This window comes from Shewanella sp. WE21 (assembly GCF_002966515.1).
GTDB classification, from domain to species: Bacteria; Pseudomonadota; Gammaproteobacteria; order Enterobacterales; family Shewanellaceae; genus Shewanella; species Shewanella oncorhynchi.
The window spans coordinates 2246803-2272303 of sequence record NZ_CP023019.1 but is presented as its reverse complement, the minus strand read 5'-3'; the positions used below and the strand labels follow the sequence as shown (position 1 = coordinate 2272303).

23 protein-coding genes and 1 riboswitch are annotated in these 25501 nt (G+C 44.1%); of the genes, 8 read left to right on the top strand and 15 right to left on the bottom strand.

From position 1 onward, the window contains the following. Window positions 1–5: 5 nt before the first annotated feature. From CKQ84_RS09805 to CKQ84_RS09795, 3 genes are read right to left on the bottom strand one after another with little or no spacing between them, the layout of a single operon-like run. The gene (locus tag CKQ84_RS09805; RefSeq protein WP_105251097.1) at window positions 6–1262 is read right to left on the bottom strand and encodes a HAMP domain-containing sensor histidine kinase; all 1257 of its coding nucleotides are present in this window, start codon (window positions 1260–1262) and stop codon (window positions 6–8) included. Between the two features lie 49 nt (window positions 1263–1311). Next, window positions 1312–1989, bottom strand: a complete 678-nt coding sequence (locus CKQ84_RS09800) for a response regulator transcription factor (protein ID WP_006079763.1) — start codon at window positions 1987–1989, stop codon at window positions 1312–1314. A 60-nt stretch (window positions 1990–2049) separates the two neighbouring features. Further along, the gene (locus CKQ84_RS09795; RefSeq protein WP_105251096.1) at window positions 2050–2571 is read right to left on the bottom strand and encodes a hypothetical protein; all 522 of its coding nucleotides are present in this window, start codon (window positions 2569–2571) and stop codon (window positions 2050–2052) included. Window positions 2572–3055: 484 nt separating this feature from the next. On the opposite strand from CKQ84_RS09795, the gene CKQ84_RS09790 reads away from it, so the two are divergent. Then, window positions 3056–3220, top strand: coding sequence for a hypothetical protein (locus CKQ84_RS09790; protein WP_105251095.1), 165 nt, complete (start codon window positions 3056–3058; stop codon window positions 3218–3220). 38 nt (window positions 3221–3258) lie between these two features. Here CKQ84_RS09790 and CKQ84_RS09785 read toward each other — a convergent pair whose 3' ends face one another. Further along, window positions 3259–3999, bottom strand: a complete 741-nt coding sequence (locus tag CKQ84_RS09785) for an EAL domain-containing protein (RefSeq protein ID WP_105251094.1) — start codon at window positions 3997–3999, stop codon at window positions 3259–3261. 230 nt (window positions 4000–4229) lie between these two features. Between CKQ84_RS09785 and CKQ84_RS09780 the strand changes: the two genes are divergently transcribed. From CKQ84_RS09780 to CKQ84_RS09765, 4 genes are all read left to right on the top strand, one after another. Beyond that, window positions 4230–4949, top strand: coding sequence for a hypothetical protein (locus CKQ84_RS09780; protein ID WP_173913170.1), 720 nt, complete (start codon window positions 4230–4232; stop codon window positions 4947–4949). A gap of 23 nt (window positions 4950–4972) precedes the next feature. After that, the gene (locus CKQ84_RS09775) at window positions 4973–5461 is read left to right on the top strand and encodes a CS1 type fimbrial major subunit (protein ID WP_105251093.1); all 489 of its coding nucleotides are present in this window, start codon (window positions 4973–4975) and stop codon (window positions 5459–5461) included. Window positions 5462–5565: 104 nt separating this feature from the next. Beyond that, the gene (locus CKQ84_RS09770; RefSeq protein WP_105251092.1) at window positions 5566–8034 is read left to right on the top strand and encodes a fimbrial biogenesis outer membrane usher protein; all 2469 of its coding nucleotides are present in this window, start codon (window positions 5566–5568) and stop codon (window positions 8032–8034) included. Next, entirely contained in the window at window positions 7995–9242 is a 1248-nt protein-coding gene (locus CKQ84_RS09765; protein WP_105251091.1) for a hypothetical protein, read from the top strand. Before CKQ84_RS09770 ends, CKQ84_RS09765 begins: the two co-directional genes overlap by 40 nt. Before the next feature lie 2 nt (window positions 9243–9244). On the opposite strand, the gene CKQ84_RS09760 is transcribed toward CKQ84_RS09765, so the two are convergent. Then, complete coding sequence (locus tag CKQ84_RS09760; RefSeq protein ID WP_105251090.1) at window positions 9245–9883, bottom strand: response regulator transcription factor; 639 nt, start codon at window positions 9881–9883, stop codon at window positions 9245–9247. A gap of 163 nt (window positions 9884–10046) precedes the next feature. On the opposite strand from CKQ84_RS09760, the gene CKQ84_RS09755 reads away from it, so the two are divergent. Further along, a complete protein-coding gene (locus CKQ84_RS09755; protein ID WP_254053179.1) occupies window positions 10047–13406 on the top strand; it encodes a transporter substrate-binding domain-containing protein in 3360 nt (1119 codons plus the stop codon). Between the two features lie 40 nt (window positions 13407–13446). On the opposite strand, the gene CKQ84_RS09750 is transcribed toward CKQ84_RS09755, so the two are convergent. From CKQ84_RS09750 to moaA, 7 genes are all read right to left on the bottom strand, one after another. After that, window positions 13447–14550: an ABC transporter ATP-binding protein gene (locus tag CKQ84_RS09750; protein ID WP_105251088.1), complete on the bottom strand. Its 1104-nt coding sequence runs from the start codon at window positions 14548–14550 to the stop codon at window positions 13447–13449. Further along, on the bottom strand, window positions 14531–15211 hold the full coding sequence (gene modB / locus CKQ84_RS09745; RefSeq protein WP_105251087.1) for a molybdate ABC transporter permease subunit: 681 nt from the start codon (window positions 15209–15211) through the stop codon (window positions 14531–14533). The genes CKQ84_RS09750 and modB overlap by 20 nt, the downstream gene beginning before the upstream one ends. Continuing rightward, window positions 15211–16014: a molybdate ABC transporter substrate-binding protein gene (gene modA / locus CKQ84_RS09740; RefSeq protein WP_105251086.1), complete on the bottom strand. Its 804-nt coding sequence runs from the start codon at window positions 16012–16014 to the stop codon at window positions 15211–15213. Before modA ends, modB begins: the two co-directional genes overlap by 1 nt. Before the next feature lie 79 nt (window positions 16015–16093). Beyond that, complete coding sequence (moaE, locus tag CKQ84_RS09735; protein WP_105251085.1) at window positions 16094–16561, bottom strand: molybdopterin synthase catalytic subunit MoaE; 468 nt, start codon at window positions 16559–16561, stop codon at window positions 16094–16096. A 1-nt stretch (window position 16562) separates the two neighbouring features. Further along, window positions 16563–16814: a molybdopterin synthase sulfur carrier subunit gene (gene moaD, locus CKQ84_RS09730; protein ID WP_105251084.1), complete on the bottom strand. Its 252-nt coding sequence runs from the start codon at window positions 16812–16814 to the stop codon at window positions 16563–16565. A gap of 23 nt (window positions 16815–16837) precedes the next feature. Further along, window positions 16838–17314: a cyclic pyranopterin monophosphate synthase MoaC gene (gene moaC / locus CKQ84_RS09725; protein WP_105251083.1), complete on the bottom strand. Its 477-nt coding sequence runs from the start codon at window positions 17312–17314 to the stop codon at window positions 16838–16840. Between the two features lie 96 nt (window positions 17315–17410). Continuing rightward, on the bottom strand, window positions 17411–18391 hold the full coding sequence (gene moaA, locus CKQ84_RS09720) for a GTP 3',8-cyclase MoaA (protein WP_105251082.1): 981 nt from the start codon (window positions 18389–18391) through the stop codon (window positions 17411–17413). Continuing rightward, a riboswitch (molybdenum cofactor riboswitch) is annotated at window positions 18379–18512 on the bottom strand. (Overlaps the previous gene by 13 nt.) Before the next feature lie 247 nt (window positions 18513–18759). Here moaA and CKQ84_RS09715 point away from each other — a divergent pair. Beyond that, entirely contained in the window at window positions 18760–20409 is a 1650-nt protein-coding gene (locus CKQ84_RS09715) for an electron transfer flavoprotein-ubiquinone oxidoreductase (RefSeq protein WP_105251081.1), read from the top strand. Window positions 20410–20757: 348 nt separating this feature from the next. Beyond that, window positions 20758–22674, top strand: coding sequence for a methyl-accepting chemotaxis protein (locus CKQ84_RS09710; RefSeq protein WP_105251080.1), 1917 nt, complete (start codon window positions 20758–20760; stop codon window positions 22672–22674). Between the two features lie 76 nt (window positions 22675–22750). Here CKQ84_RS09710 and CKQ84_RS09705 read toward each other — a convergent pair whose 3' ends face one another. The 3 genes from CKQ84_RS09705 to CKQ84_RS09695 all read right to left on the bottom strand — a co-directional run bounded on the left by CKQ84_RS09705 (window position 22751) and on the right by CKQ84_RS09695 (window position 25435). Next, window positions 22751–23107, bottom strand: coding sequence for a DUF4870 domain-containing protein (locus CKQ84_RS09705; RefSeq protein WP_105251079.1), 357 nt, complete (start codon window positions 23105–23107; stop codon window positions 22751–22753). A 36-nt stretch (window positions 23108–23143) separates the two neighbouring features. Next, window positions 23144–23839, bottom strand: coding sequence for an MOSC domain-containing protein (locus CKQ84_RS09700; RefSeq protein WP_105251078.1), 696 nt, complete (start codon window positions 23837–23839; stop codon window positions 23144–23146). 135 nt (window positions 23840–23974) lie between these two features. Beyond that, window positions 23975–25435 carry a diguanylate cyclase gene (locus tag CKQ84_RS09695; protein ID WP_105251077.1) on the bottom strand — a complete coding sequence of 487 codons (1461 nt, stop codon included), beginning with the start codon at window positions 25433–25435 and terminating at the stop codon, window positions 23975–23977. Window positions 25436–25501: the final 66 nt, after the last annotated feature.

Sequence of the window (25501 nt, the reverse complement as noted above, 5' to 3'; positions counted from 1 at the left end):
TCGACTTAAAACTGAATAGTGACGACTAAGCCAGGATGATTATCCGTGAGATTAATTTTGGCATTGTGCCGTGAGAGAATCGCTTTGACCATAGATAATCCTAAACCAGTGCCCTGTAAATGCCGGCTAGGGTCGAGGCGCACTAAGCGTTCGAACACTCTTTCTTTACTCTCGTCTGGAATACCGGGCCCATTATCGCGGATCTGAATTTGTGGGCCTGACTGAATAATCTCAATCCGCGCACCTTGGCCAGAATACTTCATCGCATTATCGACAAGATTATATAAGGCTTGGAATAATAAGTATTTATCACCAAAAACCTTATGATCTGTCAGTAACGATAAACTCAAGGTTTGCTCGTTAGATTCAGCCACAGCATCGGCCATATCCAATAAGTCAGTACACAGTTGCGCTAGGCTTAACTCCTGCAAATCGAGTGTCTGCTGACCTTCTTCGATACGCGTGAGCGATAACATGGCATCAAACGTCGCTAAACAATGATCGAGTTCCTCGGTCAAAATGGCGCAACCTTCGCTAATCTCATTGCTCGGCTTACTCGCCAACTCTTCAATACCAATACGGATATGTGACAGTGGAGTACGTAAATCATGGGCGATATTATCGGTCGCACCACGCACTGCCATCAGGTTATTTTCGAGAATATCTAGCACATTATTAAACTGCAGCGCCAACATATCGAACTCATCCTGACGCCAACTCAAGGGTAAGCGGGTGTCATAATGACCGCGTTCAATCTGTTCACTCAAGCGGTTGTATTGCACTAATCGACGTAAAATCGCCTTAGAAAATAGATAGCCGAGCGCTAAAGTCAACACTACGGTAAGCATGACGGCCGTCGCGGCGGCACTGATAAACTTATCAATTAACGTCGCTAAGTTATCGGTACGGGTCGCAATCAATACTGGGCCGTAGCGGGTCATCACCAGACCGCCGGTAAGAATATGCAGCTTATCCGGGCCACCGGTTAAGATAGGAAAATCCCGCGTTTGCGGCAGCATGGGCATGCCTTCGGGCATAAAGCTCAAAGCACCGACCATATCGTAGCTATTACGCCAAGCGATCAGGGCAGTTTGTGGATCGGCGGCGCGGATTTGAGCGGCAAAACTACGGCGATCAACCGTTAGGGCAAGTTGCTGATAACGTTGGGTCTCTGACTCTAAATATTGAGTCACTTGATACTGCTGCTCAATAATCAACTGTCGATAAAGGGCAAATAGCAACGCCCCGATGATCACTATCACTAAGGTCGAAAAAACGATTGTGATGCGCCAGGCGCTGCTTTGGTAAGGCTTAATGCCTTTGTCGTAAGCGATAACCCGCTCCCCTCACGGTTTCGATAAGCTCGCCATGGCCTAACTCTTCAAATTTACGGCGTAATTTTGCGATATGCACATCGATGACGTTCGTGCGCGGATCGAAGTGATAATCCCACACTGCTTCGAACAATAAGGTGCGGCTAATAACTTGATTAGCATGTTCCATCAGATACTTAAGTAACTGGAACTCTTTTGGCTGTAGCATCAACTCCTGCCCGTCTAAAGTGACATTACGGGTCAGTAACTCCATCTTCAAACCACCAACAACGAGATCAGTGGTCACAGGCACAGATTGCCCACGGTGCATCAGTTTTTCAGCGCGGACTAATAACTCGGAGAAAGCAAACGGCTTAGTCATATAGTCGTCACCACCTGCCCGCAAGCCTTTTACTCGCTCATCAACGTGCGCTAAAGCGGATAAAATCAGCACTGGTGTTTGATTACCCGTTGCCCTTAAGGCGGCCAGCAATTTTAAGCCATCGAGCTGAGGTAACATGCGGTCAAGGATCACGAGATCGTACTGACTACTCGTGGCGAGTGACAAACCTTGGTGGCCATCGCTCGCCGTTTCGATATTGTGGCCCTGCTCAAGAAATCCTTTGACGATGTAATCAATCGTCGTCGCATCATCTTCAACTAAAAGTATTTTCATCTGTATGTTGCGCTCCTCAATCTTAAGCACTCGTGTGAGCACTCGATTGACTTAGATATTTCAATCCCACTTGAGTAAAGGTAACGGTCGTAAATTTTCGACATCAAAAGCCAACTTAAACTTACCCGTATCGTCTAGCAGCTTAAGTTCTAAGTAACTGATACCTAAGTCGTGGTCTAATTTTGCTTCGGTTAAGAAGGCTTTATGATCTTTAGTGGCCTTAATGATTAGACCTGAAAAGGTTTGATCTTTTGCCGCGATCATACGCGTTGCCTCAACCTCACCCAGATCATCGGCGCTTACTTTACTCGCCTTTTGTTTCAGTAACTTACCATCACTGGCACGATATTCAAACCGCGTTATAGAGTTTGCCAAAGGATTAATCAACTCAAATTGATAGACTAATTCACCCTCTTGCTCTTCCATATGAAATTCGGCAATCACACCGGAGAACCCTTTTTCAATCTGCTGCATAACGCTCAACGGCGGTACATAGTCTCCACCCGCAAACATCGAATACATGCTCTGAGCCGCCGTTGCGACACCAGATACCAACATGAATCCTAGCAACCATAGTCTCATGGCCCCTCCATATAAATCAGCTAAGTTTGTATCTTATGAGACAATCAGTTAGAAGTCGATGGACCTATTGCGCCTGTATGCAATTCCAAGCTAATCCCTCACAATTTACCACTGGATATAGCATCACACTGTGTCAGCGTTAACTCAGGTTCGGCCATCAATTGATCTGAAATCCAACGTCAACAGCACCTAAATCGCTGATAAGCCAAACACTAAATCATTTTGTGGCTAATGTGTTAAGTCTACCTAATACCAGCTTAAACACCGATGGAAACAAGATTAAGCTTTGATCATCTGGGGATTTTTAAACATGACATTTTCAGTGATAACCCTCAATTTCGCCATTTAGAATCAAGAGGATTGAATTTTAGCGGATATTTTAGTCTATCTGTGTCATTAAAAAGTGGGATTGGTAAATAAATCTCCCTCGACTAAAGTCAGATAACTTAGCATCAGGTAACGGTATTTTTTAATCGGAGCGAAAATGAAACCAGTCATACGATGGATAAGCTTAAGCTTGTTACTAATAGCAGCATTAAGCGCTTATGCCTATGGCAGCGCCACCAGTGCATTGGTGTTCATCATCTTAGGCATGCTATTGGAAGGGACATTTTGGATTGGATTACTCGGTAAGCGAAAAACAAAATAAACAGCCTCAGTTAATTTGCAGCTAATGCGTGATTCGCCCTAACGAGCCCAGTGTGAAATCGGCGCAGGCATAGCATAGGCATACCCCTGTTGATAATCGCATCCCAATAAGGTTGCCACATCAATGTGCGTCAAAGTCTCCACACCTTCACAAACAACCTGCATTCCTAATCGCTGTAAATACTCAACTAAGCTCGTCAACATACGCATTGAATGTGAAGAGCGACAAGCTTGCAGCAAAAGGGAACGGTCTAACTTGATGACATCATAGGGCAATACCATCATACGCAAGAAATTACATTCTTGGGTGCCAAAATCATCCAGTACGATGCTGGCTCCTCGTGCCCGTAACATTTCAATCAATTCATGCTGTTTATCATCTAATAAAGTGTGTTCTAACACTTCAAACCAAATTTTGATGCACAGCACTTTTGCTTGAAGCAACAGCATTTGTAATAAATTTTGGTAAGTCACACTGTATGGCATAGGATTTAAATTAATGGACAGTATGCCAACGCCTTGATCGGCTAATCGAGGTAAGTCTTTGATAATCGACCTCAACATCCATATATCAATATGCAAAGCAGCATTTTTATCTAACAATAAAAAATCAATACCTGTATATGCATGACGCTTGGCATCCCAACGGCGTGCAAGTGCTTCATATCCTATAACGGTTTTATCAACCCCGATAATAGGCTGATAAAAAGGCATAACCACATCAGACATAATGCAGCTTGCAATATCTTCACTCACTTTTTTACGCTTAACTGACAGCATAGATACCTACAGAATATTAATATATCTGACTTATTTTTAACTAAATTGGCACTCGTTTCTATCAGATAAATCCTAAAAACAAAAAAATCACTGCACTTTATTATAGGACTATTCCTATTAACGCATAAAAATCACCCATATAAAATACAGCTAAAATGTTGTTCCAATCGAACAGCAACATCAACCAAAAATGAAATAAAGGCAACTCAATACAAGGTAACTCAATAATAATGCGATTATATTTAGCGCTGTTTGGTATTATTTTTTATAGCTCTCAAGTTTATGCTGCGGCAGAAATAAGCATAGGAACCTTATTTGACTATATGCCTAGCAATAAAACCACTTATTTGAAAAAAATAATGAACATGGGTGATTCAACCGCATTTATTAAAATATCGATTAACGAAATAAAATATGATGAAAATGGCCAACCCTATGAAGTGCCAGAACAGGAAACAGAAAACCGCGCCTTGATAGCGAGCCCGTCTCGCTTAATTATTCCAGCCAAGGGAGTACAAGCAACGAGATTGTTATTCTTAGATAAAAAAGACACAGAACGTTACTTTAGAGTTCGCTTTGTACCAGTGCAGCCAAAAAACAATGATGGATTTGATGAGCAAAAAACTGAGCAAACGCGTGAAGAACTCACTGCCGGAATACAAATACTAACAGGTTATGGGGCATTTTTATTTATCACCCCAGAAGAACCTAAATACTCAACTGAAATAACGGAAGACACAAATAGCGCAGAAATAAAAAATAACGGGAATACGACTATTATTTTAGATTTTTTTGAATCATGTAACAAAAAAACCAAAGAGTGTTCCACTGCGACCAAATTGCACATCTTACCCGGTTCAAAAAAACAACTGGTAAAGAATAGTAACGAAAGCTATCACTTTCAATTGATTGAAGGTGATAAAACCAAAAGCATAGTTATTGGTAACTAATGCATCCCTAAAAGGAGACTGTAATGAAAATATGGAAGGCGGCCCCAATAACCTTATTAGTGGCCATGAACTCATTTGCGGCTGAAAAGATTGAACATCAAGTCACTGTGATTGCACAAATTCCGTCAGAGAACTTTTTTGTGCAACCAACAGGCAATGATAACTGGATCAACAGCCAGCAAAAGTTAGCATATAACGCCCATACAAAAAAGCTAGATCAATTAAATAAGCAACTAGAAGTTAAAAGTACCATTGGTGCTATTACGGGTTACTTATCAAACCCAGCCATTATCGCCAGTGGCAATGATAATATTGCACTAACAGTTAAAGTGGGCGGTATTGAACTGAAGACATCTGCGACAGAATTAGTCGATGTCGACAATGCTAAAACGGGTAAAACCCTTGGACTAGAGATCATTCCAACTGTCCCTGCAAGCGGCTATGTCGCAGGTAACTACCAAGGCATGGTCAATATGATTTTCGAATCTGAAACACCACCTAAAAAACCATAGAGATTTATTAAGTTAAATTTCAAAAAAGCTCCCGCGAAGGGAGCTTTATTAATTTTCAAGTTAACGACTCATGCTTTTCATTTTTTCGATATGAGGCAACACACTTGTCATCTTTGATCCTGACGATTCTGATCGCAACGCTAATCTTTAGCTCTTGCTCTTTGGCTAATAGCACACCATCAGACTCACTCAAGCTGCTAAAGCAATATCAAGACTTGCCCGATGGATTTTCTGAGCATTTTTTTAATGCCCCATTAACAGTAAGAATCACCATCGATAATAAATTGCTTGGCGAAGGTGAAATAGTGTTAGGACTCGATACCAGCGTGCAACTATTAAAACTCATTGACGTGAGCGAAAGCGATCTTGACGAACGCCAGCAACAATTATGGATAGCGCAATTAAACCAAAAACATAAGTTGGGTTTGTGCCCAAAAGGCTGTCAGGACGGCATATTAGCGATTGAATATAATTTGGAGAACTCTCAATTATCTATTTTAACGGCCAATATCGAAAAGCAGCCATTAAGCTCGCACTACTATGCCTTACCTGAACAGGGAAGCTACGGCGCGCTATTTCGACAACAACTCAATTGGAGTCAATCCAATGAGAGCGATTACGCAGGCCGTTATAATTTGCAAGCCCAAGCAAGTTTAGGCCAGTGGACCACACTACTTGAAGGTGAAGTCACTCAAAATAATGAAGAGACACTCAACTCGACTATTCAACAGTTGTATACAGAACGTCAAAAGGAAGGACACTTCTATCGACTTGGGTATTTCTCCCCTTATGCCCAAGGTTTAGTTCGTCAGCCCATCATTTATAGCGGCAGCTCACAAGCTGTGATGGGCGTGATGTTGGGTGACTCTAATCAGTTATTGGTCGATCAAGCCTATGCCAGTGCCACACCCATTTATGTCACTCCGAATCGTGCAGGTGTGGTAGAAATCTACCAAAATGGACAATTGATCAACTCGCAACAGATTAACGCAGGCGTACAAGCCATTGATACTAAAGTATTGCCATCTGGCATATATGAAGTTGAAATTCGGATTCTAGAAGATGGCCAAGTCACTGAACGTCGCCGAGAAATCATTAACAAACCCACTCAATGGCAAAACACTGAAGAACCCTTTCGAGTGAACTTGTTTGCTGGAGAAAAGTTACAAGATATAACGAATTGGGATGATGAAAGCAGACGCGGACTCAGCACGGGGGTACTCGCAAACTACTTATTAACACCGGCGATCATCCTTGGCGCCGCGGCTCAATTTATGGATAAAGGCTGGCACTACAGCATTTCGGCCGATTGGGACTGGAACCAACAACTGCGCTTTTTTGGTAATTGGGTGATGAATGAACAACAGGGCAGCGATTTTGATTTGCAAGCAGTTTATAGCTATAGACACGGCAGCTTTGTACTCAGCCATCAGCAACAGCTCAATCAATCGCAAAGCAGTGATATCACGAACTCTAATCCCCAAAAGACGAGTGTATCTTTGCAACATAACTTAGGAAATGGTCACTCTGTTTCGGCCTATTTGTCACATCAATCTGAGCAAGGTCAAGGCATTGACTTAGGTTGGCAGTACAGCGGCAAACTCTGGGGACGCCAAATGAGCTGGAGTTTAAATGCGTTCGATCGTCCTAGCAGCATTAACACTTCAGGCCAGCGCGACCAAGGCGGAGCACTTTATTTCAGTATGAACTTAGGCGATCAAACGCGTCGAATGGGTGGTGGCTTAGGCAGCAGAACTTCACGTTCTGGCGGGCAAGAACAGCATGCCTATGTTGATTACCAACAGCAACTAGACTGGCGTGGCATTGAAACCATAGGGATAGGGCTAAACACGGATAGCTATGGTGTTGGTGCAACCGCCAATAGCCGCTTTAGCAACGATATTGTTAGCGGGGATGCCTATGCACAGTCATCCTCCTATAACAGCGGCATCACAGGAGGTATCAACCTTGATAGCATGGTTGCACTGGGGCAACAGGGTGAACTCAGCATCTCAGGCCAAAGCCAAAACCACGATGCGGGCATGATAATCGATGTCATGGCTGATACCCCAGACATCCTTTTACAAGCAGAAGATGAGCACGGTGGCAGTGTCACCTTAAAGCCTGGGCGCAACTTAGTGCCAGTGACCGCCTATCGCAGTGGTAGCGTACAACTCGCCATACAGGACTTTGATGACACACCTTCAGTCATCCAACCGAGCGTATTGCACTACCACCTCAATAAGGGCGGCGTCAGTTACCAACAAATCAGAGTCATGAAGACTGTCACTGTGATTGGCCGCTTAGTGAATCAACAGGGATTGCCGCTTAAAGGCGCGCTTATCGCCAACCATGCGGGGCGCAGCTTGAGTGAGGCCGATGGCTTTTTTGCCGTCGAAATGAGTGAACACCATCCGAGCTTGCAAGTGGAGTATCAAGGTATACAAGAGTGCAACCTTGAACTCGATTTACACCGAGTGAAACGTGAACAGAACCTATTGCTATTAGGCAATATCACTTGTAATGCCCAAACATGGGCACAACAAACATTAACAGAGAACCTAGCCAAGTGAATTATCGTTACACTTTATATACTTTGATGGGATATCTACTACTCAGCCCATTAACAGAAGCGGCTACCATTCAAGTCACCGCTGAATATAAACCTGCGCCCTATGATATTAATGGTAGTAAGTTTATTAATACCACCCCTTGCTCAGTTCCTGAAGAAATGACTGGTGATTTCTGGTGTAAAGGCACAGCCTCACTAGAGAAAGAACAAGCCATTAGTATACCGACAAACATCACCTCAAGGCTCATTAGTAACGATGGTAAATTAGAACATGCGATCACATATCAAAAATTCACCGGAGAGAAAACTATTGAATTAACTAAGGTAGGAAGTGGCAATGTCCATAAAATGAAGTTTCAATTAACGCAAATAGGTGCAGGTCAAACACCCAATATAATAAAAGAGGCTGGTACAACTGGAACGTACTGGCCTGAACATAATGTGCAAGGTGATTGTAACTTTAGACTAAACATATGGGCAGGCTCTTGGTCACTTGAATATTTTTACGATATAAAAAATGCCAATCAAAAATCTGGTGGAGTATGTTATTACAATAAATTCAAATCATCTTTCTCTTCAGATAAAATCACCCTTAGAAGAATTTATATTGGCTATAAGCTACAACCTCCCGATCCTTTAAAGATGGAAAATGGCACTTATAAAGGCAGCTTAACGTTGAGCCTTGGACGCAATAAAGATCTCGATTTTGGTGATGCAACCTATTCAGACTCAAACGTAACGATAGAATTTACTTTAAGGGTAACGCATCAACTTAAGGTAGAATTCCCTGCTGGCAGCAATAAAGTGATATTGCAACCGCCCAAGGGCTGGGCACCATGGATAAACAGCGGTAAAACACCCCCGAACTTGAAGGCTGAATTGCCATTTAAACTCTGGAGTAGCGCAATATTTTATGTATCATTGAGTTATTGCCAATATCAAAACGATGGCCAGTGCCAACTTAAAAATATTAAAAACAGTCACAAAACAAATATTGAAATCAGTTATATCAATGGTGAAGGAAAATCAATACCTCTATCAACAACAAAGTACAAGTTTATAAATACAGATGGAAAATATATCAATGTTGCAAGAAAATTTTTATTTGAAATTAGCAAAACCAACTTAACTGAAATGATGAAATATCCAGGAAGCACTTATCAAGGAGATGTAACGATTATGTTCGAGGCTGAAATCCCTCCACTTTAACATTAAAATAAGCCCTGTTGCTGTGCATAATGAAACAATTCACTGTCACTCTTTAACCCGAGTTTTTGCATTGCATTGGTTTTTTGGGTGCTAATGGTTTTTACACTGCGGTGTAAATAACTGGCGACTTGAGTCACTGACATGCCATTTGCCAGTAAGCGTACCACTTCGAGTTCTTTCAATGAAAGTTCAACTGGGGTGATATATTGATTAATACCTTGTTCATTTAATAATTCACGGACAGTTTCGCCAATATAAACAGAACCTAATAATACTTTTTTAACTGTTTTCTCTAATTCGGCAATAACTGATTTTTTTAATAACAAGCCTTGTATTCCAATCTGTAACAGCGCTTGTAATACACCTAAATTATGTACTTGAGTCAACACTATTATGGGTAAATTTGGATATTTTCGCCTTAGCTGTTTAATCATGGCCATACCATCGACATTGTCATCATTAGGCATACTAAAGTCTGTGATCAATAAGTCACATTCATGTTGTTCTAATGTACGCCATAATTCGGAAACATTATTTGCTTCAGCAACAATGTCACAACTTGGCTGCATTTCAGCCATCAAACTACGCACGCCAGTGAGTATAATAGGGTGATCGTCGGCAAGGATGATCTTAAAAGCCATATATAACTCCTCGTGATAATGTGAACTTATGGATGCCTTATCTATACTACTTGGCATCGGTGTTTTTTTCGAGACTTAATACACTTTGGTCATAGAGATGAGTGCTACTCAAAAAATGCGTTACCAACTTCTTTGCATCTTCAGTTGCTTATCCCTGCTATGCATGACTTTTATCACTCATGCCGAACAGCCCAAAACCACAACAATTAGAGTAGGCGTACTCGCCAATGGCTGGGGGCCTTTTCAACAAATTAATGACCAGATAACAACGGGATTTAGTGTCGAACTCATACAACTGCTCGCCAAAAATCTTAATTATCAAATTGACTGGAAGGTTTATCCCAATTGGATGAGCCTCTATTCTGCTGGCTGTAATGGGGAAGTCGATGTCTTGCTTGACGCTTTTCGTACTGTTGAACGTACTCAATGCCTTATGTTTAGCCGCTCATACTACACCTCCCCTACTGTTGTCGTTATTCGTTACGACAGCCGATTTTTTCGCGATGTGAGTGAATTTGGCCAAGCTCGGATTGCCGTTGAAAAAGGATTCTCGACGGAGAAATTAGTCAAACTGCATTATCCAACCGTAACAGAAGTAACATTTTCTAATACAGAACAAGCACTTTCCTCCGTCATTGATAAAACGACCGATGCCTATATCGGTAATCTTCATGTTGCTAACCAATACATTAGTGCACACCCTGAACTTCTTATCGTTGCCCAAGCCCCCCTGATGATGGAAAACTTACATTTAGGGATCACGAAGAATAATAGCCTGCTTATAACACAACTCGATAACGCCTTAATGGCTCTGAGTGTAGAAGAGCGCAATGCTCTCGAAGTAACTTGGCTGGGTATGGGTGATCTTCATTTTTTAGGCCACAGTAATTTTCTACTTAGACCCAATGAACGCGAATGGCTGGCAGGTTTACCTTCACTCAGAGTCGGATTTGTAAGTCATTGGATGCCATTCTCTTCGGTTAACAATAAAGGCATCTTGGTTGGTTTACTTGCTGATTATCTTGAACAATTCAGAGAAAAACTAGGGCTTGATTATGCGGCACAAAAAACCAGAACGTGGGATGAAATCCAAACCGCACTCGTTAATCATGAGATTGATCTCGCCATTATTCCAACACGATTGAAAGCACAATATCCAGACTGGCACATGAGCGAAGTGTTTACGTCTTTCCCTATTGTTATAGCCACTGCCCGCAACAGTCCGCGAATCGCGGGGCTGTCAGAACTGAACTTTCAACGCGTGGTTATCACAGATAATCTACTGCTGCCAAGCATTAAAAAAGCCTATCCGAATATCGATGTTGTAGTTTCAGCCAACCCTGACGAAGGTCTGACCTTAGTCGCAAAGGGCAAAGCAGCGGCTTACATAGGTAATTTGGCCGTTGTGACTATGCTCATCGACGACAAATTTGACGATGAATTACGAGTAGCAGCACCAACGCCTTATAAAGATGAACTCGCTGTTGCCGTTCGTGAACCTTATTGGCCACTTATCCCATTAATTAACCGTGTTTTCTCCAGTATGAGTGAGAAAGAAAAACAGCAGATCCGCAATACTTGGCTAGCCGTAAATTACAGCGAAGGCATCTCTTGGCACACCTTACTCAAAACACTACTGCCGATTGCGATAGGGTTACTGCTTTTCATTGGCGGCTTAACCATAGCCTATTTAAAACTCAGGCAAGAAATCAATAAACGGCGCATCGTCGAAAATGCTCTAGCCATCGCAAAAGAAAACGCCGAGCAAGCCACTAAAAGAAAAGCTGAATTTCTCGCAGCCATGAGCCATGAGATCCGCACGCCCATGAATGGACTCGTGGGTATGGCAGAGCAACTCAGCTTTACCCCTCTTGGCATAGAACAAAAACAAATGGTGCAAATCATTAGTAATGGCGCGGAAGAAATCCTCCAAATCATTAATAACATTCTCGATTTTTCTAAAATAGACATGGGGAAAATGCGCTTAGAATCAACTCCTATTCTATTGCGTGAAGTTCTCGATAGTACGCTTAATATGGTCATGAATGATTTACGCACTAAAGGCTTAAGCCTCTACTTACACGTTGACCAAGGCGTAGCTGCACGGGTAACAGGAGACAGTCTTCGCATAAAACAAATCCTATTCAATTGGGTAAATAACGCCATTAAATTCACTGAACGCGGATTTATTGAAGTCTCAGTCAAGCTTGAAGCCGAACAAGAAGGTCAACAATTACTGCTCATTGGCGTACAAGATACGGGTATCGGCATGAACACTGAGACTCAAGCGCGAATATTCAATATTTTTGAGCAAGCTGATGTCTCGACAACACGTAGCTATGGTGGTGCAGGTTTGGGCCTTGCCATTAGCCATACACTCGCCGAAATGATGGGCGGCGACATCATCCTGAATAGCGCCCCTCATTTAGGCACATTTATTGGTTTACGCATTCGCTTACCTGTGGTGGCTCAGAATGAATTTGATGAGCAATTGCAGGGATTAAAAACATATATCGCCATCGGCGATATAAAACTACGTCACACTTTATCTTGGCATTTAGCTTCATTAGGCATTGTATTAACAGAGAATAAAGCCAATGCAGACCTGTTGTTTACTGATAATGCTTCGGATGATCGGCAACACATACTCTGCACTCACTTTAATGAAGCACTGGGTTATAGATATCAAAATGAGCAATGTTTATTGAATGCAAATCCCTTAACATCGCAAGCTGTGAAGGATGTTTGTTACATCAACATGGGGTGGATTGATACTATTGTCTCAACCCCGCAAAGGGATATTCAATTTAAGTTTAACTGGCCAGAATGCAAAATATTATTAGTTGAAGATCATCAACTTAATCAGATATTGGTGCAGCGACAGCTGAAACAGTTACGCCTAACATGCGATATCGCAGATAACGGTGCCCAAGCGCTCGCCCTCATGCAAAAGACTCAATATGACTTAGTGTTATGCGATTGCCGCATGCCAGTGATGGATGGCTACACTTTTTGCCAACAAGTGAGATCGCAGGAAATCGAGGGGCAACATATTCCCATCATCGCACTCACGGCCAACGTGCTAAATGAGCAGAAGCAAAGGTGCATCGCAGTTGGGATGGATGACTTACTGGCAAAACCACTGCACTTAGATGAGCTGTATGAAATGCTTTTGAAATGGCTACCGTCTGCAAAACCAGCACTTATCGATATAAAAATATTAGAGGATGCCTTTGGTCGGGAAGAGACATTAAGCAAAATGCTATTAATGTTTAAAACTGAGCTCGAAACCTCACTTCAGGATATTCAACTTAAAACACCTCAACTTGCGGATAAGATCCATAGATGTGCAGGAACTATCAGTATGTTAGGGCTCACATCAATAGCAGAGCACGCTTGGATACTCGAAGAAAAAATGAGGCAACAGGGAAATAATAATGCTGAAGCGGAATTGGCTCAATTTCAAACGACAATAGCCCAATTGATAACTGAGCTAGATGCGATAATGCGAAATCGCACCTAAATGGTGGCTGGTTTACTCAGAGTTATCATGGTGGACTAAGCTATTCCAAAATATGAATTTGTTCGGATTTGAGTGCCACCGTAGTTTGCATCCCCTTAGTAAGAGCAAGCTTTTGGGCAAAATGCAGCGAGACTTCGGTGTTAAGTTGTAATGGGGTGCCTGTGACGTAGCAGATAAGCCGAACGGATTCGCCCATCACCAGCATAGCGTCGATCGTGACATCTAATTTATTAAAACTGCGGCATAAACGCCCTTTGGAAATCGAATTAAAACGAATACCTTGATTGGGGATAACCCAACGGACTCGACTTCCCACAGGGCGCTCTTTGCCATAGTCGCAGGCAATTAGCTGCTCACCAAATTTAAGCCAAGTGAGATTTTTAGTGCTGTCTTGAAATACCACTTCACCATCAAAAATATTTCTTAGCCCCATCTGCCTAGCCACAGCTTCATTTCGTGGTCGCGACAATACCTCGAAAGGTGCACCCTGCTGCAGCATCTTGCCTTGGCTGATCAAAATCATCGAATCGGCCAGCAGTAAGGCTTCATTTAAGTCATGGGTGACCATAATCACTGGGCAGAGTAACTGCTCTTTGAGGCGCGCAAGCTCAAGGTATAAACGCTCGCGAGTTTCCCTGTCCACCGCAGAAAAAGGCTCATCCAGCAACAAAACCGACGGTTCGCGGGCAAGCGCTCTGGCAAGCGCAACGCGCTGGCGTTGGCCGCCCGATAAATGCGCCGGTAATCTATCGGGTAATCCCTGTAGATTGACCCGTTCGAGCCAATCTTTCGCGCGCGGTATGCGCTCCGATTTGGGGATATGGTCAAGTCCAGCGACTACATTTTCTAAGGCAGTGAGATTCGGAAATAAGCCAAAATGCTGCGGCATATAACCGATATGGCGTTGCTGCGGGCTTAAGGCGATACGCGCTTTATCATCAAACCAAGGCCGATCGCCAAAGTGGATTTGTCCCGTATCGGGATGATTCAACCCAGCGATCATTCGTAGCAGCGTGGTTTTTCCACCGCCAGACGGCCCGACCACAGCAAGTACTTCACCCGCTTTACAGCGAAAATCGGCGTTGAGTTTAATGTGTTTATGATTTTGGATCTGACACTGCAGATCAGCGATGATTTGCGCCACGCTGACCTCCTAAACGCCGCGATAGGCTGGTTGTTAGTGCTAACGCCGTCACTGCAAACAGCAATAAGACTAATGACATAGTGCCAGCGGCATTAAAATCGAATGATTGCACACTGTCATAAATTGCAATCGAAATCGTCTTAGTCTCGCCAGCAATATTGCCGCCCATCATCAGCACAACGCCAAACTCCCCAAGCACATGGGAGAAGCACAGAACTAATGCCGTTAGCACACCCGGCCACACCATAGGCAATTCAATTTTAAGTAGAATTTTAAGTCGACTCATGCCGCAACAAGCCGCTGCGTCGCGAACATCATTAGGTACAGTTTCAAAGGCGCGTTGTATCGGCTGCACAGCAAAAGGAATATTGACTAAAACGGAGGCGATAACCAGACCTGAAAAGTGAAACACGAGTTGCTGACCCATGACTTGCTCAATCCATTGTCCGAGCCAACTTTGACTGCCAAGCCCCACCAGCAAGTAATAACCAATCACAGTCGGCGGTAATACTAAGGGCACCATGATCAGCGCCTCGACCCAAGATTTGCCGACAAATTGACGATAGGCTAATGCTCGTCCAGCCAAAATAGCTAAAGGAATCAACACTAAAACTGTGATGCCACTCAGCTTGACCGATAACCAAAGTGCCTGCCAATCCATCATGGTTGCTCTGGCAATGCAAAACCATAATCGGCCAAAACACGACGAGCACTATCGGCTCTTAAATAATCGTAAAAATGCTGAGCTGTTTCACCCGCCTTGGCCATTAATGCCATACGCTGAAACAGTGGGCTATGCATTTTTGCTGGCACTATGGCGTAATCACTATGTTTGGCAAAAGTAGGAGACATAGCTAAAGAGAGCGCAATAATCCCGCCCTGGGTTGAACCACTAATCGCAAACTGCCCTGCTTGGGACACATTTTCCCCAAGGATCAATTTAGCTTGAATCGCATCCCACAACTGCACAAACTGCAATGCTTCTTTGGCCTTTTCGCCATAGGGAGCGTGATCAGGATTAGCAATAGCAAAACGGGTAATTTTTCCTGCAGCGAGTGCTTCGGCTAACCCCTTAAGTTCAGGATCAACGGACAAACGACCGGTTTTAGGTACAACGATGGCGAGTTGCCCTTGGGCATAAAGCACCCCAGCATCACGGGCAACGCCAGCACTATGCAATTGCTGAATATATTTTTCATCCGCAGATAAAAATAATTCATAGGGCGCACCGTTTTGGATTTGAGTAGCAAAATTGCCCGATGACCCATAGGATATTTTTACTTTTAGCCCAGTTTCATTGGTAAATTTTTGGCTAATATCATCGAGGGCAAAACGTAAATCTGAGGCAGCGGCAATTGCGGGAATCGCTGTATTATCAGCCGCTCGGCTGCTAGATGGCGCGACCGCCAAGCACCAGAGTAATGCAAAAACACAGGTATGGAAGAAACGGGTCAAACTCTGCATTGGGTCACCTTAGTGCAATATTCGCGCGGGTCTTAAACTGGCAAGCTGCGTTGCGACTACGAGTATCTCTGCCACGCGACTAGTCTTTGTGTTGCCATAGCTTAGCCGCTTGTTCATCGGCATCTTTCGCTTCAACCCAACTTTTACCTTGCTCGCCCGCTTCTAATTTCCAGAATGGCGCTTTGGTTTTTAAAAAGTCGATTAAGAATTCACAGGCAGCAAAAGCGGCCTTGCGATGGGCGCTGGTTACGCCGATAAACACAATCTGCTCACCCAAAGCCATAGTACCGACACGGTGAATAACCGTAACTTTATTAAGCGGCCAACGGCTACGCGCCTCGGCAACGATTTGTTCTAACACGGCTTCGGTCATGCCCGGATAGTGCTCTAAGGTTAAATCTGTCACCGCGGCGCCATCGTTAAAATCACGCACTTTGCCGACAAAAGTGACTACGGCACCATCGCTATCATCTTGAGCTAGCTGGCGATATTCGTCAGAAACACTAAAATCGACCTCTTGCACTCGAACTGCGGGTAATAAACGCATATTAACCTCCTGTAACCGGTGGGAAAAAGGCGACTTCATCACCATCGCTTACAGGTGTATCCCATTGGCTAATGGTCTGATTTACCGCCACCAGCAATTTGTCAGAGGTTAATACTTTAGCCCATTTGTCGTCGGTGGCCGCCAGCGTTGCCCGTAATGCTTCGGCAGTTTGTGTCTGCTCGCTCGCCTCTAGACTTAATTTAGCTGTGCCCAACAATTCTCGAACTTGAGCAAAAAACAACACGTTAATCATAGTCTTCTCTCGTTTTTGATCCGCTAAACCTTAAAATGTCCCGACTTGCCGCCACGCTTTTCCAACAGACGGACTTGGGAGATCACCATATCTTTTTGCACAGCCTTGCACATGTCATAGATAGTTAACGCCGCCACTGAAGCTGCAGTTAACGCTTCCATCTCTACGCCCGTTTTGCCGGATAACTTGCACAGGCTAGTAATACGCACGCGGTTATGTTCAGGTTGTGCCTCTAAATAGACTTCAACTTTCGTTAGCATCAGCGGATGGCAGAGAGGGATAAGGTCTGAGGTTTTTTTTGCGGCTTGAATGCCCGCAATACGCGCGGTCGCAAACACATCACCCTTGTGGTGGCTGCCACTCATGATCATCTCGAGTGTCGTGCTCGCCATCTCAATAAAAGCTTCTGCACGGGCTTCGCGCTCGGTAACGGCTTTTTCAGTTACATCGACCATATGGGCATTGCCATCGGCATTAATATGGGTAAATACATTGCTCATCGGAGCGATCCTTTAATTGAGGTCAAAACAGGATACAAGGGAAATTGAGCTTATACTCGCGCTAAATTGGCTATGGCAACAGACCTAAAATCAGGTCTAGCCGCCAATAGAGGCAAGATGCTGAGTGACACCTGTGATGCCTTGATGCAAGTAATGGGTTTCTTTCTTCTGGGCTAATTGACCGTGCAGACGCTCAATTAATTCCGCTTGCTGGTTAGAATGCTGTAGTAGATCACGTAAATCGACACCGGATTCCGTAAAGAGGCACAAGTGCAATTTACCCTTAGCAGATACCCGTAAACGGTTACAGGTAGCACAAAAATTATTGGCATAGGGCATGATCAAGCCGATACGGCCCTGATAATCGCTGCGGCTGAAATTTTGGGCTGGACCATCGGAGGCACTTGGCGTATCTAATTGCCAGCCATCTGCCAGTAACTGTGCTTTGATGTCGGCGCCCGCTAGGTGATGGGCTTCAAAATACTCACGACCAAGACCCGTTTCCATCAGCTCGATAAAACGCAGGTCGATTGGCGTGTGTTTAATCCAGTGTAAAAAACGTGGCAAATCTTTATCGTTTAAGCCTTTAAGCAGTACGGCGTTGATTTTTACTCGCTCGAAACCTGCCGATAAAGCGGCATCAATCCCCCGCATCACTTCGTCAAACTTATTTTCGCCGGTGATCTGGTAAAACATTTTGGGATCTAAACTATCCACGGACACATTGATACGACGCAAGCCAGCATCGAACCATTCTTTGGCATGCTTTTCGAGTCGATATCCATTAGTGGTCGTCGCAATAGTATGAATGCGCGGGTTATCAGCGACGACACGAATGATGTCGGTAAAGTCTTTACGCAGGGTAGGTTCACCGCCTGTAATGCGGATTTTTTGGGTGCCGACTTGGCTAAATGCGGAGACTAAGTTTTCTATCTCATTGAGAGATAAGAATTTTGGTTTACCTTCAGGATGATAACCATCAGGGAGGCAGTAACTGCATTTGAAGTTACAAACGTCAGTGACTGACATCCGTAAATAGTGAAATTTTCGACCAAAGCTGTCTTGTAATTGAGACATGATCACCTTTCCAAGTGTGGGAGGTGAGAGCATTTCTTATCCCACCCCGGTGGCATTATTACCACGGCTACACCTCCATATCTTTCGACTTAGGCAGGCAAGCTCGGAGAACCGTCGTCGGTGATTATAGGCCGAAAGTACTCACTAGCTATACCCCTAAACAGGTATTTATTAACCTAGATCACGCTAGCGTGAATAATCTGTGACAGTCCTCACCTAAAGATTTGTATTGAATTAGACTAAACAGCAGCTTAATCCACTGTGACCTTATCTTATTTTCAGGTAAGGTGGTGCAAGCAATAAAACGCCCGTTTACAAACTACAACACTCGATAAAAATCGGGGAAACGTGAAGGAAGAGGTGAACTGATGGAACGCGAATCAATGGAATTCGATGTTGTTATCGTCGGTGCTGGTCCAGCTGGCTTGGCCACGGCATGTCGATTAATGCAAATATCACAGGATTCAGGTAAAGAAATTACCGTCTGTGTGGTAGAAAAAGGCTCAGAAGTGGGCGCGCATATTCTGTCAGGCGCAGTGTTCGAGACAAAAGTGCTAGACGAGCTATTCAGCGACTGGCGCGAAAAAGATGCTCCAATAAAAACCGCTGTCACCCACGACGAAATCTACCTACTCAGCTCAGCCACCGACGGCCGAGTGATGCCCAATGCCTTTGTGCCAAAAACCATGCACAACGACGGCAATTTTATTATCAGCGTCGGTAATCTGTCCCGCTGGCTTGCCAATCGCGCAGAAGAACTCGGTGTCGAAATATTCCCCGGCTTTGCCGCCAGTGAACTGCTATTTAACGCCGATAACAGCGTTAAAGGTATTTTAATTGGCGATATGGGAGTGGGTGCCGATGGCGAACCCAAAGATAGCTTTATGCCAGGCATGGAGTTGCACGCTAAATATACCGTTTTCTCCGAAGGTTGCCGCGGCCACTTAGGCAAGCAACTTATCGAAAAATACCATTTAGATAATGGTAAAACACCACAGCATTACGGTTTAGGCTTCAAAGAAATTTGGAAAGTCCCCGCCGAACAACACGAACAAGGCAAAGTCGTTCACACAGGTGGCTGGCCATTAACCGAGGGCGCATCGGGTGGCGGCTTCCTTTATCACATGGAAGATAACCAAATTGCGGTCGGCCTTATTATTGATTTGAACTACAAAAATCCGCATCTGAGCCCATTTGACGAATTCCAGCGCTATAAAACCCACCCTGTGATTGCTAAGTATTTAACGGGTGGCGAACGCCTTAGTTATGGCGCCCGCGCGATTACTAAAGGCGGCTTAAACTCGCTACCTAAGATGAGTTTTCCTGGCGGTCTTATCATAGGCTGCAACGCGGGTACTTTGAACTTTGCTAAAATCAAAGGCACTCACACTGCGATGAAGAGCGGGATTGTTGCAGCAGAAACCTTAGGTAAAGCCATGATGGCAGGGGTTGAAGGCGGTAAAGATCTCGACTGTTACCAAACCCACCTTGAAGAAAGCTGGCTATACGAAGAATTGCATAAATCCCGCAACTTTGGTCCAGCAATGCACAAATTTGGTACCTATCTAGGCGGCGCATTCAACTATATAGATCAAAACTGGTTTGGCGGAAAGTTCCCTATCACACTGCGTGATGAGCACCCAGACTATGCGCAAATGGCACCTGTGAGCGCTTACAGCAAGATTGATTATCCAAAACCCGATGGCAAGCTTAGCTTCGATAAACTGTCCTCAGTGTATCTGTCGAGCACTTATCATGAGGAAGATCAGCCCTGCCATTTACGTCTCAAGGACAGCAGTATTCCACTGGGCATTAACTTGACTCAGTTTAATGAGCCAGCACAGCGTTACTGCCCAGCCGGCGTGTATGAAATCGTCGAAGAGGCGGGTCAACCCAAGTTTGTAATCAATGCGCAAAACTGCATTCATTGCAAAACCTGCGACATTAAAGATCCGAGCCAAAACATCACTTGGGTTACACCGGAAGGCGGTGGTGGTCCAAACTACCCCAACATGTAACATTTGGATGATAAATGTAAATAATGGCGCTCAGTGGAGCGCCTTTTTTTCACCTTTTACACGAATAGTTCACTTTTTTTGCTTGCCCTTACTCGCGACATTGGCCACAATTGCCACACAAAAAAGAGTTCGTTTTCAATCACCATCTCATTTCCATCTATACTCTACATAATTAGATCTACAGCAAGACCAACAGGTTAGGCCAAATAAGTGTTCTATACGCTGTTTTATTCGGCAACCGGCCTAGACTAAGGTTAACTTTTCACATTTCTGTCCGATAATCTTTTACCGTACAAGAGTGCGTTGACCGATAACTCAAAATAGTCCAACACAGGCATATTGATATTTATGATATTTAATAACCTCACCATTAAGCAGAAAATTCTGTTAACAGTGACATTTGCAGTACTGTTGTCGACCATACTCGTCGGCGTATTAAGCCAACGTAGCGCGAAAAATGTCGTACAACAAAGGATGTTAGGTTCGGAATTACCGAGCTTAATGATGCAAATTCGCAATAAGATCGATCTCGACATTTCCACTTTAATGAATGCTGCAGAACAATTGGCCAGTAGCCGCATGTTACTGCAATGGCTAGAAGACGGTAGACCACAGGCCCAAGAAACCCAAGTCGTAGCCCAACTCAAAGACATCACTCGTCAGTATAAGCTAGCGCAAGCTTCCTACGCTGATAGACAAACTGCCGCCTACTACACTCAGGATGGTTTTCTGCGCGTGCTCACTCCTGCGCAGGATGGCTGGTTTTTTGGTTACCGAGACAGTGGCCAAGAACGTATGTTGAACGTATTTACTGAGGCCAACGGCGAAGTCAAACTCTTCATTAACTACCAACAACCCAATGGTCGCGGCTTAGTCGGGCTCGCTAAATCACTCGATGACATGGTGCGTTTGCTGAGCTCGTTTAAGATTGAAGAAACCGGTTTAGTCTACTTAGTGGATGCTAAAGGTGAGGTGAAACTCCACCCAGATACGAGCCAAATTGGTAAGAGCAGCCTAAGCAACTTATACAAGGATGCGAGTTCAAGCTCATTATTAAACCGCAGTGATTTCAATCTGATCAATACCAAAATCAATGGCGAAAACATGCTGGTTGCCAGTAGTTATATCGCATCTATGGATTGGTACTTAGTCGCACAGGTGCCAGAGGCCGAAGTATTCGCACTATTAACCGAAGCGGCTTATCAGATCTTAATCTGGACGCTAATAATTGCAGCAGGCTTTATTGTACTCGCCATCGTGGTGGCAGGTTCTGTGAGTCGTCCTATTGCCCAAGTTGCCGCCATGTTCCACGACATAGGCGAAGGCGAAGGTGACTTACGTCAACGTCTACCAGTCAATGGTGAAGATGAAATTGCACAGCTCGCCAAAGGATTTAACAGCTTTATCAGCAAGATACAGGAATCTGTCATCGAAGTGGCACAAACCAGCGAACAGCTCGGTTTCTCGGCTAAGGATGTGTCGAATCAGGCACAGCAAACCTTAGAAGACAGCCACGAGCAGAAAGATCGCACTATGATGGTGGTAACGGCCATTAATGAAATGGGCGCGACGGTTAACGAAATTGCCAGTAATGCCGCCCAAGCTGCGGTTGCCGCCAGAGATGCAGATACTGAAGCCAGCAGCGGCCAAGTTGTGGTAACCCGTGCCCGCGATACCATTAACCAATTGTCGAAAGACGTTGGCCAAGTGGGTGAAGTGATTGAGTCCCTCGCGACCCACACTAAATCCATCGGTGGTATTTTAGATGTGATCCGCGCTATCTCTGAGCAGACTAACTTGTTAGCACTTAACGCGGCCATTGAAGCAGCACGTGCCGGCGAAGCTGGACGCGGATTTGCTGTCGTGGCCGATGAAGTACGTAACTTAGCCTCACGCACAGCAGCATCGACCAATGAAGTGCAAGGCATGATCGACAAGCTGCAATCGGAAGCCAGCCGCGCGGTTAATGCGATGGCCCAGAGTCGTACCCGCTCCCACGAAGGCGTTGTAGCCGTCGATGAAGCCAGCAAATCGTTAATTGGCATTAGCGATCGCATTGGTCTTATCAGCGACATGAACATCCAAGTTGCTGCGGCAACGGAAGAACAATCCACAGTGGTGGAAGACATAAACCGTAACGTCACTGAAATCAATGACATTACTCAACGTACTGCCAATACTGCACAAGCGGCGGCACAGGCGAGTTTAGCCTTGAATCAACTGTCACACCGCTTAGATACCTTAGTGGCCAAGTTTAAGGTGTAAAATCTTAAAACTTACGCCATAAAAAACGCCTTAGATGTTTCCATCTAAGGCGTTTTTCTTTAACTCGCAGAGGTAATTAATCCATAGCAATAAATTTAATCGTTAATGGATAGCGATACACTTTACCTTCGCTGGCCTTAATAATCGCCAGCACAGTGCACACCAAATCGAATATGCCGAGTATGGCTAAAAAGATGAAACCAATGCCGACCAAAGCGAGTACGCCACTGATGATCACATAAATCAACAGGCTCAATTTAAAGTTCAAACAACTACGGCCACATTGATCGACAAATGCGGACTCTTCACGCTTCATCAGCCAAATGATCAAAGGACCAAGAATAGAGCCCAACGGCACTAAGTATCCAATAAAACTTGAGGCGTATACCAGTAAGCCAAAATCTTTATCACTTTTTGTAACGGGTTCAATCATAGGTCATCCCTGTTTTATCATTTTGAATATAAAGCCTTATTTTCCACTCGGCCCATATAAACGCATTTGCCAATCTTCTACTGTCTGTAATGCTAAGCGGCGTTGTAGGCTATTAACCCAACTCAGCGCTAATCCCTCGCAGGAAGCTAAACGATCATAGGCACTGGCATTAAACGTTGGCGAGAAATAGAGTGACATGGCCTCGGCAACACTGATATCAGTACGACGCTCAACTAATTCAATCCTATCGTTTAACTGAATAATCCCTGGGGTTAAGATTCTATAAAACCAACCACATAATTGGCTTTGCTGCATGGCGAGGGCAAATTCTCTGTGACCAAATTGCAGATTCAATTTAAAACAAGGTGAACGCGGCTGAGTCACTTGCACTTTTACTGCACCAATTTGCAAGATATCGCCAATATTGACTTGAGTTTCGTTCAGTCCAACTGTGCTAATGTTCTCTCCCATGCTGGGCACATCTTCGAGCAGGGTGATTAAGTCCCAACGACGATATTGGCCGTAGTGTTCGCGGGGGAAATGATGTAGCACGCGATCAAGGCCGCCATGGTGTTTTGGATCGGCCTGCGCGTCCCCTTCAACATGGTCGATATGCACTAACAGTTGTTGAGCCGCTTGCTTACCATCAATCCCCGTAGCAACACCGAACATTTCTTGAAGATGAGTTCCTAAGTACAATCCAGACAACTTATTAATCAACAACTTTGACATCTGCAACTCCAAATCAATGACCTATCGCGCATTACTGTCAGAGTGTAAACCGCGATACGCCAATAATACAATCAACCCGCGCCATAACCCACAAAGGTAGGCTAAACATTGCTGCCAAGAAGAACCGAGTAGAGTCTATGAATGATTTAACACCACTTGATTTCGGCCCGCTTCTTTTGCCTGATACAAGGCCAGATCGGCACGTTTAATAAGATCCTCCGCGGGCTCTTGCACTTGATGCTCAGCAACACCAATACTGGCAGTAATAGAAATGTGCAATCCATTCACTTTAATTTCCCGCTGGGAAATGAGGTCACGGATCTGTTCTGCCAGTTCTGCCGCTCGGGATAAATCCATCTCAGGGAGTAAAATTAAAAACTCCTCACCGCCCCAGCGACATAAAATATCCTGTTGTTGTAGTAAACCACGCAGCATATTCGTCATGGTTTTTAATACTAAGTCACCAATCCCATGCCCATAACTGTCGTTCACTTTTTTAAAGTGGTCGATATCCAACAAGAGTATTGAAATCGGCGATTGTGTCAGCTTAGCTTTATCTAACGCCTGCCTAAAGTACTCATCAAACACCTGACGGTTAGCGGCGCCAGTGAGCTTATCGGTAGAAGCCATAATTTCTAGTTTGCGCTGATAACGACCTAAGGTCATGTTTGAGATGAATAAAATACCTAGAGTCACCATTAGGCTTAACGCCAAATTACCCCAAAACGTATTTAACAGTTCCCGCTCTTGTGGCGCATCCTCCTGCTCAACAATCAAATACCACTTAAACTCAGGAACTAAGCGACTATTGAGATAAACCGTTTTCCCGTTTTTCTGATAGCTGAAGGCGGCACTTGGGCTGGTTAAAATACGCGTAGCCAAATTATCAAGCCCTACGTTCGTTTGCAGCGAATCCGTACCGTCATATTGATCGCCATGCAAAGTGACATTACCTTGCCGATCGGTAAAGAACACTCGGCGGTTATAACGCTTTTGATATAACTCAATTAAGGCTTTAACCTTTTCAACCGCCAACCCCACACCGGTAACACCAATAAATTTTCCTTCAAAATCAAAAACTTTATAATTCACAAATACGGTTGTTTTACTGCGGTCCGCCGTATCAGCATCAATATTGACCTCATAATGCTCAGATTCGGGTAAAGAGCGCACTCGAAAATACCAAGCATCGTCAGGCTCTACATCTTGGATTTGTTTTAAAATGCCCGTGGAATGGTAATAATTTCGACTTTTCTCAGACACAAAAAAGCTAGTGACTGTACCGTATTTTTCTTGGATTTCCTTAAGGTAACGAATGAGTTTTTCGGGCTCTTGCTCATGACTTAAGGTCCAATCCCTAACAAAGGTATCCTGCGCCATCAAGGATGAAATAAAGATGGGTCGTAACAAATCCTGTTGAATTTCTGAATAAATATTGTCACTTGTGAGCGGTAAGGTATTGCTCTCTATTTGTTGGCTCAGTGAATCATGGGCCACTTTGTAACTGATACCGCTGGTCACTAAAAAGGCGACCAAAAGCAAAACAGACAGAAGCCAAATAAATTTATTTTTATCATTCCAAGCGTTATTGCCCATTCTCAACTCCAAAGACTACAGAACACCTTGAGTGGCTTATTATTTTAATTTAACGATAACTATTTT